This window comes from Mucilaginibacter sp. SG564 (assembly GCF_013149275.1).
GTDB lineage: Bacteria > Bacteroidota > Bacteroidia > Sphingobacteriales > Sphingobacteriaceae > Mucilaginibacter.
The window spans coordinates 294,133-306,736 of record NZ_JABGNA010000007.1; the positions used below are offsets into that span (position 1 = coordinate 294,133).

Consider the following 12,604-nt stretch of genomic DNA (forward strand, 5'->3'; position numbering starts at 1 on the left):
GCTCAGAATGACAATTTTTTTTATTGACAATTTATCTCATGCCACACCATCCTACCAAAACTCTTATTGTAGTTGCAGGCCCAACAGCCGTAGGTAAAACCGCCGCTGCTATTGAATTGGCCAGGCATTACAATACGGTGGTGGTATCTGCCGATTCCAGGCAGTTTTTCAGGGAAATGAGTATTGGCACAGCCAAACCCAACGAGCAGGAATTAACAGCTGTAAAGCATTATTTCATCGATTCGCATTCTATAACCGAACCATTTTCTGTTGGCGATTTTGAAAAGCAAGGACTGGCTTTGTTGGATGAGCTATTTAAAACGCATGACCGCGTGATCTTGGCCGGAGGTTCGGGTTTATATATTAAAGCGATATGTGAGGGCTTTGACGATCTGCCAACGGCCGATCCGGTTATCCGCGAAAGGCTCAATCAGGAATTGGAAGAACAAGGCATCACTCACCTACAACAGAAATTATTAGCGGCCGACCCCGATTACTACAATGAAGTTGACCTGAGCAACCCTCAACGTATTATCAGGGCGTTGGAAGTTTTTGAAAGTTCGGGCAAACCTTTTTCATCGTACAGGCAAGCTATCGTAAACAAACGACCATTCGATATCATCAAACTGGCGCTCAACCTGCCCCGCGAAATATTGTACGATCGTATTAATCAACGGGTTGATCTGATGATACAACAGGGCTTGTTAGCAGAAGCAGAGGCATTACTCCCTTCCCGCCGGTTCAACGCGCTCAACACCGTAGGCTATACCGAACTGTTTGATTATTTTGATGGTAAAACCAGCCTGGAAAAAGCCGTTGAAATGATCAAACAAAATACCAGGCGATTCGCCAAAAGACAACTCACCTGGTTCCGTAAAGACAGCTCCATCCATTGGTTTCAGGCCAGTGATCCCGATTTGATCAGTCAAATGATCAATGTTGTAAATACGATATAAGCTTGAGAGAAACTACGATAGTAAACTTTGCAAATAAGCCCCGTAACCGCTCTTAATATATTTAGCAACCAATACCTTTAGCTGTGCATCGTCAATAAACCCACGACGGTAAGCTACCTCTTCAATACAACCAATTTTGGTCGACTGGCGTTTTTCAATCACACGTACATACTCTGTAGCATCGCTTAAAGAATCGAAAGTGCCGGTATCCAGCCAGGCTGTACCTTTATCCATCACCCCTACGTGCAAATTACCCTGCTCCAGATAATATTTATTTACATCAGTAATTTCATATTCTCCACGTGGCGAAGGCTTAAGATCCTTAGCTATCTGGATAACACTGTTATCATAAAAATACAATCCCGGTACGGCGAACTTTGATTTGGGTTGAGTTGGTTTTTCTTCGATAGATAATGCTTTAAAATCCGCATCAAACTCAACTACACCATATCTTTCCGGGTCGGCCACATGATAGGCAAAAATGGCAGCACCATCCACATTGTTAAAGCTGCGTATCAATTCACTAAAACCTGTTCCATAAAATATGTTATCACCCAGAATCAGTGCTACTTTATCATTTCCAATGAATTTTTCGCCTATGACAAAGGCTTGTGCCAGGCCATTAGGCTTTTCCTGTATGGCGTATTCAAATTTACAGCCCAATTCAGCGCCATCACCCAGCAGGCGTTTAAAGCCTTCATTATCTTCGGGAGTAGTAATGATGAGTATTTCCTTGATATCGGCCTGCATTAAAACCGACAAAGGGTAATAGATCATGGGTTTATCATAAATAGGCATCAACTGTTTACTTATCGCCCTGGTAATTGGATAAAGCCTGGTACCTGACCCACCCGCTAAAATAATTCCTTTCATTAGACTGATTGTGTTATAGATTTTTAAAAGTAATTATTTTTTACGCATAACCTACACGTAGGTTGCCATATATAACATATTTTAACGGTAGAATATTATTATTCCCGTTTAATCACATTTAGTTTAATACACTAATAACATATTGATCATATTTCTAGTACTTGTAAGAATTTCTTTAGATTTTATCTCTCTTTTCCGGTTTCATAAAATGGTGTTAAATTTCAGGTTTAAAATACATTAGATAGCGATAAAATGAGCATAATTTGCTAATATTGCAGTTTGATTGCCAAATACTACTATTTAGGTGGATTTAGCGGGTTTTCGTTTTAAAATGCATAAATATTATCTTACTCATCTGCAGGAATTAGAATCAGAGGCTATATACGTTATTCGTGAAGTTGTAGCCCAGTTTGATCGCCCTGCCATATTGTTCTCCGGCGGAAAAGATTCCATTGTGGTAACTCATCTGGCCCGTAAAGCTTTTTGGCCTGCCAAAATACCTATGCCCCTTATCCATATTGATACCGGGCATAACTTTCCAGAAACTATGGCATTCCGGGATAGCCTGGTGGCCGACCTGGGTGTACAGCTCATCGTTGGATCGGTACAGGAAGCTATTGATAAAGGGAGGGCCGTTGAAGAGAGCGGCATAAACGCGAGCAGAAATGAACTACAGATAGTTTCCTTACTGGATACCATCGAGAGCCACAAGATCGACGCGGCTATCGGCGGCGCAAGACGTGACGAGGAAAAAGCACGTTCAAAAGAGCGTTTCTTTTCGCACCGCGATGAGTTTGGCCAGTGGGATCCCAAAAACCAACGCCCCGAGCTTTGGAATATTTTCAATGGCCGCAAGCGCATGGGCGAGCATTTCAGGGTATTTCCGATCAGTAACTGGACAGAAATGGACATCTGGAATTACATCCTGCAGGAAAATATCGCTATCCCTTCCCTTTACTTTGCACATAACCGTGAAGCCGTTTACCGTGATGGTACCTGGCTGCCGGCATCCGAGTTTTTAGTATTGCGTGATGGCGAAAAGGTAGAGAACAAGTTGATGCGTTTCCGAACTTTAGGCGATATCACCATAACCGGTGGCATTGAATCGGATGCGGATACCCTGGAGAAAATTGTAGCAGAGGTTTCGGCCACCCGCAGCACCGAACGTGGTAACAGAAGCGATGATAAACGCTCTGATACATCAATGGAAGACAGAAAAAAACAAGGTTATTTTTAATTTCAGTATTAAGTAGCTAGTATCAAGAGCCTTAAAAAGGTTTATTTCACTTTGTGAAGCTGTCTTGATACTTGATACTAATTACTCGATACTAACCACCACATAAAAAATGGAACTATTACGTTTTACAACAGCAGGCAGTGTAGATGATGGGAAAAGCACATTGATTGGCAGGTTATTATACGATTCAAAATCGATCTTTGAAGATCAGATGGCGGCCGTAAAACAATCGAGCGAACGGAAAGGCTTGCAGCATATCGATCTCTCTTTACTTACCGATGGTTTACGGTCTGAAAGAGAACAAGGCATTACTATCGACGTTGCCTACCGTTATTTTGCCACCCCAAAACGTAAATTTATTATTGCCGATACCCCGGGGCATATCCAATATACCCGCAATATGGTTACCGGCGCATCTACAGCTAATTTAGCCTTAGTGCTGATAGATGCCCGCAAAGGCGTTGTGGAGCAAACATGCAGGCACTCGTTCATCGCGTCGTTATTAAAGATCCCCCATATTATTGTATGTATCAATAAAATGGATCTGGTTGATTATTCTGAAGAAGCATTCAATAAAGTAGTTGAACAATACGAGGATTTTGCGGCGAAAATAGATGTTACCGACATCCGTTATGTACCTATCAGCGCACTGGAAGGAGACAACGTGGTGAACGATTCGGTAAACATGCCCTGGTATAAAGGCGAGAGCCTGCTGCATACGCTGGAAACTATCCACATAGGCAGCGATGAGAACCACTCCGATGCGCGTTTCCCTGTACAAACAGTAATACGCCCGCACGCGGCTGAATATCACGACTACCGTGGTTATGCCGGTCGTATTGCCGGCGGTATTTTCAAACCGGGCGACAAGATTACTGTTCTGCCATCGGGTTTAACATCAGCTATCAGATCTATCGATACTTACTCGGGCCCGGTTGAAGAGGCTTTTGCACCGATGTCCGTATCTATTACCCTGGAAGATGATATTGATATCAGTCGCGGGGATATGATTGTTAAGGACGACAGTGAACCCGAAGTAAGCCAGGATCTGGAGGTGATGCTTTGCTGGATGGCCGCTAAAGGCCCGCGTCCCGGTGCCAAATACCACTTAAAAACCACTACCCGTGAGGTAATGGCTATTATTAAAGAGGTAAGCTATAAACTGGACATCAATACAATGGAAAAGCTGGAAAATGCAGGTGATATCAAAATGAACGAGATGGCACGCGTACGCTTGCGTACCACCCAACCTGTTGTATTTGACGAGTATCGCAAAAATCGCATCACAGGCTCACTGATATTGGTTGACGAGGCCACTAACGAAACGGTAGCCGCGGGAACAATATTAGTTTAGCCCGCTATTTTATTGGGCATTTTTTCCAAAAAGTGGGTTTACACTTTTTGGACACAAAAATATATAATTACTTGATTATCAATTATATAAACCCATGTTAACCCTAAAAAGTGTAAACCATGTAAACCCACTTTTTAACAAAATGGAGTAGTCATTCAAAAACAAAGTCCTGCTTTCTTTTGAGAAACCAGGACTTTGTTTTTATGATGCCAATAAAAAGCTCCCCCTTCAGGGGGCTGGGGGGCACAGTCTTTCTAAACAAGTTATCAGACTGTCTCTCCAATAAGGTATCTGGATATTAAAAGTAGCTTTGATCTTCGCCTTATCCATTACCGAAAATGCTGGACGGGTGGCCCGTGTAGGATACTCGCTGGTGCGTATGGGATATGTTTTTACCTGGGTTCCGGACAGGTCAAATATTCCTTTGGCAAAATCATACCATGAGGTTACCCCTTCATTACTATAATGATAAATGCCAAAGCTTTCACTGCCCGATGTAATGATATCCAATATAACGACTGCCAGATCAATAGCATACGTAGGCGTACCTATCTGGTCGGCAATGATCTTCAATTCGTCGCGCTCCGCCCCTAATTTGAGCATTGTTTTCACAAAATTATTACCATATTCCGAATACAACCAACTGGTGCGCAAGATAAAGTGCTGTGGTAATATACGGACAACATCCTGCTCGCCTTCTAATTTGGTAAGACCATATATGCTTATCGGGTCAGCTATATCTGTTTCAACAAGCGGATAGGGTTTATCACCCTTAAAAACAAAATCTGTTGAGGTATGAACCAATATGGCACCGTATTGCTTACAAGCCTGAGCCAGATTGGCTGCCCCGGTCCTGTTTATTTTGCGGGCCATATCCACATCATCCTCTGCTTTATCAACGGCTGTGTAAGCAGCACAGTTAATGACATAGGCCGGTCTGTATTGTTCAAATACTTTTGATATAGCATCTGTATCCAGGATATTAGCTTCTGTTTCAGGAGGAAAAATAATGGTACTTATACCTTTTTCGGCCGAAACCTTTTTGAGGCATTGTCCCAGTTGTCCGGACGCTCCGAAAACCACAATGTTTTGCATAGTTGTGTTTGTTTATTATTAAAATCCCAGATCAGTAAGCTCCTTTAAAAAGGGTAATTGGTTGTCTTTATCCGCAACTATCAATTCATCATTACCCAACTGCCAATTGATATTTAAAGCAGGATCGGCGTAGTTCAGGCCACCTTCGGCTTGTGTATTATAAAAGTTATCACATTTGTATTGAAAAATGGCGGTATCGCTTAATACAACAAAACCGTGAGCAAAGCCCTTCGGTATGAAAAACTGTTTATGATTATCTGCTGTTAATAATACGCTATGGTGCTGGCCATATGTTGACGAATTTTTACGCAGATCAACCGCTACATCTAATACCTCCCCTTGCGTTACCCTCACCAGCTTTGACTGCGCATGTTCTCCTTTTTGCAGATGCAGCCCACGCAGTACCCCTTTTATTGAGAATGATTCATTATCCTGAACAAATTGAATTTTCGATCCAATCGCATCAATAAATACTTTTTCATTAAAGGATTCGAAAAAATAGCCCCTATCATCATTAAAAATACGGGGGGTTAAAACAATAAGCCCTTCAATCGGGGTTGGGGTGATAGTCATATATTTATTAAATATTTTGTACCGATAACGACCGGATATACAAAGCTATTACATATTTTAAAGTTGTAATCTATTATTCAAAAATGAACAAGACTGCACGTTAAATAAACTTAGTACCGAATTTGGCTTTCACATCGGCCACTACCTGTTTTACATTCTGTTCCTGATCGCGCGGGCAAATCAACAGCGTGTTGTTAGATTCTACCACGATAAAATCATGCAAGCCCTGTAATATCACCAGTTTCTCGCCCGGTACATTTACCATGCAGTTGGATGAATCATACATGATCACTTTTTCTGACGGGATTACCACGTTGCCCACATAATCTTTCTCGGCCAGGTCATAGATCGAGGCCCAGGTGCCCAGATCACTCCAGCCAAAGGCCGATGGCAGTACATACACATTATCCGCCTTTTCCATGATCCCGTAATCGATAGAGATATTGATACATTGCTGATAAGCTTTGTGCACATAGCTCTTCTCGTCCCCGGTATTGTACACCGGACGTGCTTCCGCGAAGATCTCATGCATCTCTGGCAAATGACGACCAAAAGCTTTAACAATGGCTTGAGCCGACCATACAAAGATGCCCGCGTTCCATAGGAAGTCGCCGCTCTGGATAAACGTTTTGGCTATTTCCAGCGTGGGTTTTTCGGTAAACGTTTTTACTTTATGAAAATCCTGGTTAATGGCCTGGTCGGTATACTGGATATATCCGTAACCTGTATCCGGGCGCGATGGCTTAATCCCAAGGGTGATCAAACTATCGGTTGAGGCTGCAGTCTCCAGTGATTTTTCAATCGCTGTCACAAACGCTTCCTCATCCAGGATCTGCTGATCTGAGGGGGCTACCACGATAACCGCCTCGGGGTTCAGGCTTTCAATCTTGAAACAGCCATAAGCCACGCAAGGTGCCGTATTGCGCATCACCGGTTCGGTCAGGATTTGCCCATCGGCCATTTCCGGTAATTGTTGTTTCACCAGTTTGGTATAATTCTCGTTGGTCACCACGTAGATGTTTTCTTTGGGGCATACTTTCAGAAAACGTTCGTATGTATTTTGGATCAGGGTTTTGCCCGTGCCCAGGATATCTATAAATTGTTTGGGATGCGATGACCGGCTTATGGGCCAAAAACGGCTCCCGATGCCGCCTGCCATGATGATCGCATAATTGTTTTTATTCATATGGTAAAAAGGGGGATTAATAACATGTAATATATGTTGAGTACAAATATCAGGGTCAAAAGTACAGAATAAAAAAGCAGTTACGAATTTCGCAACTGCCTCTAAACTTAAACTTCTTCAGGTACAATAGATCACTTTTCCAAAACATTAGTACCTATTGACCTTACCTGGAATCCAATGGCCCTTAATTTATCGGCGTCAAGTAAATTCCTTCCGTCAAATATTTTAGCTGGTTTTAACATATTGTCATAGATCCTTTGCCAGTCGTAACCTTTAAATTCATCCCACTCTGTTAAAACAGCAATAGCATGCGAACCTTTGCAGGCTTCATAAGGATCTTTGAAAACGTTAACTCCTTTTTTATTCTCCTCCTGCTCCCGGCTACGCAAGTAATCCAGATCGGCATATACCTGGCTTTCGGGAACTTTTGGATCATAAACAGCAATATCTGCTTGTTCGTGTAATAAGTGATCGGCCACATAAATAGCCGCCGATTCACGGGTATCGTTGGTGTCTTTTTTAAACGCCCAGCCCAAAAATGTTATTTTTTTGCCGTTAACCGTGTTGTACAGGTTTTTAATGATCTGGTTTGCAAATCGCCTTTTTTGGTGATCATTCATAATAATTACCTGCTCCCAATAATCAGCTACTTCCTGTAAGCCATAGCTACGAGCTATATAAACAAGATTTAGAATATCTTTTTGGAAACAAGACCCACCAAACCCTACTGAGGCTTTTAAAAACTTAGAACCAATTCTGCTATCCGTTCCAATTGCACGCGCAACCTCATTAATATCTGCCTCTGTTTGTTCGCAAATTTCGGTAAGTGAATTAATTGATGATACCCGTTGTGCTAAAAACGCGTTTGCAGTTAGTTTTGATAATTCTGATGACCAAACGTTAGTAGTTAATATACGCTCCTTTGGTATCCAATTAGCATATACATCAACCAATGCCTGCACAGCCATTTTACCCTCAGGTGTACTGTCACCACCAATTAGTACACGATCTGGGGCATCCAGGTCCTCTATCGCTGTTCCCTCGGCAAGAAACTCTGGGTTTGACAGTATTTGAAACTGAACGTTATTTCCTGTATGGGTAAGAATATCCTTTATGGCACTGGCAGTTCTAACAGGCAGGGTAGATTTTTCAACGATGATCTTGTTATCTTTTGCGACACTGGCAATTTGCCTGGCACAAAGCTCAATCCACTTCAAATCGGCAGCTTGTCCTTTACCTGCTCCATAAGTTTTAGTTGGTGTATTAACAGATATAAATATCATCTGCGCCTCATGAATGGCTTTATCAACTTCGGTAGAGAAAAATAAATTGCGACCTCTCGCTTCAGCTACAACCTCACTTAAACCTGGTTCATAAATAGGTATATTGTTGGTATCCTTATCATTCCAGGCAGCAATTCGTGCTTCATTAAGATCTACTACTGTAACTTGAATATGAGGACATTTTTTTGCAATTACTGCCATTGTTGGGCCGCCAACATACCCAGCGCCTATGCAACAAATCTTGGTTACCTCGGTCATATATTTACGAAATTATGTGTATTGATTGTTTATTTGATTGTAATAGTAATACTAACTCAAATAAATAACAAAACATTAATTATTTTTTGTCAAATAATCTTTATAAGCTAAAGCTATTCCTTCTTCTAATTCAATTTTATGTTTCCACCCCTTGCTGTGTAATTTTGTTACATCCATCAACTTACGCGGAGTTCCATCTGGTTTTGAGGTATCAAAAGATATATTACCTTCATAACCTACTATTTTTTTGATGAGGAGTGCCAAATCTTTAATAGAAAGATCCTCTCCTGTACCAATATTCACCAAACCTTGCTCGTCGTAATTCTGCATCAGGTAAAAGCAAGCCTCTGCCAGGTCGTCTGCAAATAAAAACTCTCGCTTTGGCGATCCTGTTCCCCAGATAACCACTTCGGGTAATTGTTGATTTTTGGCCTCGTCAAATCTGCGTATAAGAGCCGGTAATACATGTGAATTTTGCGGGTGATAATTATCATTATATCCGTAAAGATTTGTAGGCATTACCGATATAAAATTACATCCGTATTGATCTCTGTATGCATCGCACATTTTTATACCAGCAATTTTGGCAATTGCATAGGGCTCATTAGTTGGCTCAAGCAGCCCGGTAAGCAGATATTCTTCCTTTAATGGTTGGGGAGCAAGTTTAGGATAAATACAACTTGACCCTAGGAACATCAGTTTTTTTACTCCGTTTAGGTACGAATTATGGATAACATTGTTTTGTATCTGCAGGTTTTCGTACAAGAAATCGGCCCGGTAGGTATTATTAGCTACAATACCACCAACTTTGGCAGCTGCTAAAAACACATAGTCGGGTTTTTCGCTTGCAAAAAAAGCAGCAACCTCCTGTTGATCCCGTAAATCAAGATCAGCAGAATTGCGGGTAATAATATTGGAGAAACCTTCTTTGAGTAATTTGCGATGTATGGCCGACCCAACCATTCCTTTATGGCCGGCTATATATATTTTGGAAGCTTTATCCATTACAATTATTCAAACTGGTTTTTAATAACATAACCTGAATCTTTTAGTAATTTTTCTCTTTGGAAAAGTTCCACATCCGATGCAACCATTTCTTTTACTAAGCCTTGCAGGTCATATTTAGGCTTCCAGCCCAATTTGGTTTTTGATTTGGTTGGATCACCTATAAGCAGATCAACCTCGGTAGGTCTGAAATACTTCTCATCAACGGCAACCACTTCCTTACCAATTTCAATTTGAAAATCAGGGTTTGAGCAGCTTACCACATATCCTTTTTCATCCACGCCTTCTCCCTTAAATTCAACAGCAATACCTACTTCAGCAAATGCTAATCTTACAAATTCACGCACCCGGGTAGTTACACCTGTGGCTATAACATAATCTTCAGGAGTATCTTGTTGCAGGATCAGATACATAGCCTCCACGTAATCTTTAGCATGTCCCCAATCTCTTTGCGCATCAAGATTACCTAAGAATAATTTATCTTGTAACCCCATGGCTATTTTAGCTGTTGCGCGTGTAATTTTACGCGTTACAAATGTTTCGCCACGCAAAGGGCTTTCATGGTTAAACAATATACCATTACATGCATAAATGCCGTAAGCTTCGCGATAGTTTACGGTGATCCAGTAGGCATACATTTTGGCAACTGCGTATGGCGAGCGCGGGTAAAAAGGAGTAGTTTCTGATTGCGGAACAGCTTGTACCAAACCATATAGCTCTGATGTAGATGCCTGATAGATTTTAGTTTTCTTTTCTAAACCTAAAATGCGGATCGCTTCTAATAAACGCAATGTGCCTATACCATCGGCATTAGCGGTATATTCTGGCGTATCAAAGCTTACCTTAACGTGTGACATGGCTCCTAAATTGTAAATTTCATCAGGCTGTACCTGTTGAATAATACGTATCAGGTTGGTTGAATCACTTAAATCACCATAATGCAAGATCAATTTAAGTTCAGAATCATGCGGATCCTGATATAAATGATCAATTCTGTCGGTATTAAACAATGAGCTACGACGTTTGATACCATGAACCTCATAGCCTTTTGATAGCAGCAATTCTGTTAAATAGGCTCCGTCCTGTCCGGTTATACCTGTAATAAGTGCAATTTTCTTCATAGAGTTAATATAGCAGTGGCTTAATTGTAAGCGTTAACAGCATTTATATTGAAAAGTTTTTAAATTTTACAATTAGTATATTTACCAATAAAAACATTGCAATATAACAACAAAATTACTATTTTATTGAAATATTTACAATTCCAGGCATTTTAATTGTTTTGTAAGGCTATTCATTACATTATCGATATTCAGGTATTTTAAAGCGTAATCGCGGGCATTATTCCTTTTTGTTTCTATATCGCTTTCTGTATTTATCTTCTGAATGGCGTCGGCCAAAAGTTCGTCATTACCAGGTTCAACAACATAGCCCACATTATAATTATTAACAACATTGTATAATGACGTACCGCGGGCAGAAGTGATCAAGCTCACACCACCAACAGCCAATATGGTTGTAAGTTTTGACGGCATTACCAAATCGCTTGCTTCGCTCTTTTGTAATATCAGGTGCACATCCGCCATATTTAAGAACTCATTAAATACCTCTTTCTCCTGCACCGGTAAAAACTGAATATTTGTTAGTTTATTCTGGGTGGCTATCTCAACCAATTTCTCTTTGTATGGCCCCGATCCGCAAATAATAAATTTGATGTCTGGGGAATTTTGCAATAATCCGGCAACGTTTAGTATAATTTCAAGTCCTTGTTTTTCGCCTATGGCACCAGAGTAAAGGCAAACTGTATCGCTTTCCTTATACCCCCACTTCTCTTTTAATAAGTGCCTTGATGGTAAAGGGTAAAATAATGAGGTATCCACCCAATTAGGAAAAAACAAAACATCTTTATCAATTTTGGCTCTGATTTTATTGAGCATGCCTTCAGAAATGCTGCTCACATAGTCGGCTTTTAATAATATTTTCTTCTCGACCTTAAATATCCAGTTAAATAACCTTTTACTTGAGATCATATTAAGGTCCTGCGCAGCCTCTATTTGAAGATCCTGAATATGATATAATAGTTTACCTCCATTAAATTTTCTAAGTAGCAAACCTAAATATGCCAAATGGAAGGGAGGGGCGATGGTAATGATAAGATCATATTTTTTCCTGTTTAAAATAAGCTGAAAAATCTTCCATAGCATCGAGCTCCAAAAGGAAAAATCCTGAATGATCCTTTTCTTACCTGTTGGATCGGCGGGTACGTAAGAAGGACAACGATAAATAGTTAGAGTAGAATTACTTTCCGGGTATGCAACAACTTCTTTTTTATACCACACGTTTTTATAAGGTGGTTGAACTTTCCAATATGGATAATAAGGAAAGGTAGTTACTACAGTACAATTATAACCTTCCCGGGCTAACCAATCCATCATCTCACCATTGTATCTTCCAATACCAGTAGGCTCGGGGGAAAAATTATGACTAATGAGAAGAATGTTTTTTTTATCCATATATTATTTTGAAACAGTGTAAAATTAGCAAAAGCCAGTGCAGTGCAACCAGCTATTACTGATAATGAGTATTTAATTTATGGTTAGATTTATGATTGCAAGCTGCTTTTAAAGGTTAAAAAAATACCAATATTTATTAAAATAATTGGCCCATTTGCTATGTTAAAACCCACATGTTAATTATTAAATAATATGGCTAAAAGCATTATTTTTTTCAATTCATAACCACTTTTGATAAAAATTTTAAAAAAAAATGATTTTTATTTTACAA

Annotated in this window: 11 protein-coding genes; 3 read left to right on the forward strand and 8 right to left on the reverse strand. The window is 40.3% G+C overall.

Annotated features, from left to right (window positions below):
* The first annotated feature begins 38 nt into the window (after positions 1–38).
* Entirely contained in the window at positions 39–956 is a 918-nt protein-coding gene (miaA, locus tag FHW89_RS17810; protein WP_172336405.1) for a tRNA (adenosine(37)-N6)-dimethylallyltransferase MiaA, read from the forward strand.
* Positions 957–968: 12 nt separating this feature from the next.
* Here the strand turns inward: miaA and rfbA are convergent, their stop codons facing one another.
* The gene (rfbA, locus tag FHW89_RS17815; RefSeq protein WP_172336406.1) at positions 969–1,829 is read right to left on the reverse strand and encodes a glucose-1-phosphate thymidylyltransferase RfbA; all 861 of its coding nucleotides are present in this window, start codon (positions 1,827–1,829) and stop codon (positions 969–971) included.
* 331 nt (positions 1,830–2,160) lie between these two features.
* Here rfbA and cysD point away from each other — a divergent pair, with 331 nt between their 5' ends.
* Both cysD and cysN read left to right on the forward strand, forming a co-directional pair.
* Complete coding sequence (gene cysD, locus FHW89_RS17820; RefSeq protein ID WP_172336407.1) at positions 2,161–3,066, forward strand: sulfate adenylyltransferase subunit CysD; 906 nt, start codon at positions 2,161–2,163, stop codon at positions 3,064–3,066.
* A 109-nt stretch (positions 3,067–3,175) separates the two neighbouring features.
* On the forward strand, positions 3,176–4,420 hold the full coding sequence (gene cysN, locus FHW89_RS17825) for a sulfate adenylyltransferase subunit CysN (protein WP_172336408.1): 1,245 nt from the start codon (positions 3,176–3,178) through the stop codon (positions 4,418–4,420).
* A 228-nt stretch (positions 4,421–4,648) separates the two neighbouring features.
* Here cysN and rfbD read toward each other — a convergent pair whose 3' ends face one another.
* From rfbD to FHW89_RS17860, 7 genes are all read right to left on the reverse strand, one after another.
* The gene (rfbD, locus tag FHW89_RS17830; RefSeq protein WP_172336409.1) at positions 4,649–5,515 is read right to left on the reverse strand and encodes a dTDP-4-dehydrorhamnose reductase; all 867 of its coding nucleotides are present in this window, start codon (positions 5,513–5,515) and stop codon (positions 4,649–4,651) included.
* 18 nt (positions 5,516–5,533) lie between these two features.
* Entirely contained in the window at positions 5,534–6,088 is a 555-nt protein-coding gene (rfbC, locus tag FHW89_RS17835; protein WP_172336410.1) for a dTDP-4-dehydrorhamnose 3,5-epimerase, read from the reverse strand.
* Positions 6,089–6,188: 100 nt separating this feature from the next.
* Positions 6,189–7,274, reverse strand: coding sequence for a mannose-1-phosphate guanylyltransferase (locus FHW89_RS17840; protein ID WP_172336411.1), 1,086 nt, complete (start codon positions 7,272–7,274; stop codon positions 6,189–6,191).
* Between the two features lie 131 nt (positions 7,275–7,405).
* Entirely contained in the window at positions 7,406–8,815 is a 1,410-nt protein-coding gene (locus tag FHW89_RS17845) for a UDP-glucose 6-dehydrogenase (protein WP_172336412.1), read from the reverse strand.
* A 75-nt stretch (positions 8,816–8,890) separates the two neighbouring features.
* Positions 8,891–9,820: a GDP-L-fucose synthase gene (locus FHW89_RS17850; RefSeq protein ID WP_172336413.1), complete on the reverse strand. Its 930-nt coding sequence runs from the start codon at positions 9,818–9,820 to the stop codon at positions 8,891–8,893.
* A gap of 5 nt (positions 9,821–9,825) precedes the next feature.
* Positions 9,826–10,941: a GDP-mannose 4,6-dehydratase gene (gene gmd / locus FHW89_RS17855; RefSeq protein WP_172336414.1), complete on the reverse strand. Its 1,116-nt coding sequence runs from the start codon at positions 10,939–10,941 to the stop codon at positions 9,826–9,828.
* 135 nt (positions 10,942–11,076) lie between these two features.
* Entirely contained in the window at positions 11,077–12,333 is a 1,257-nt protein-coding gene (locus tag FHW89_RS17860) for a WcaI family glycosyltransferase (protein WP_172336415.1), read from the reverse strand.
* Positions 12,334–12,604: the final 271 nt, after the last annotated feature.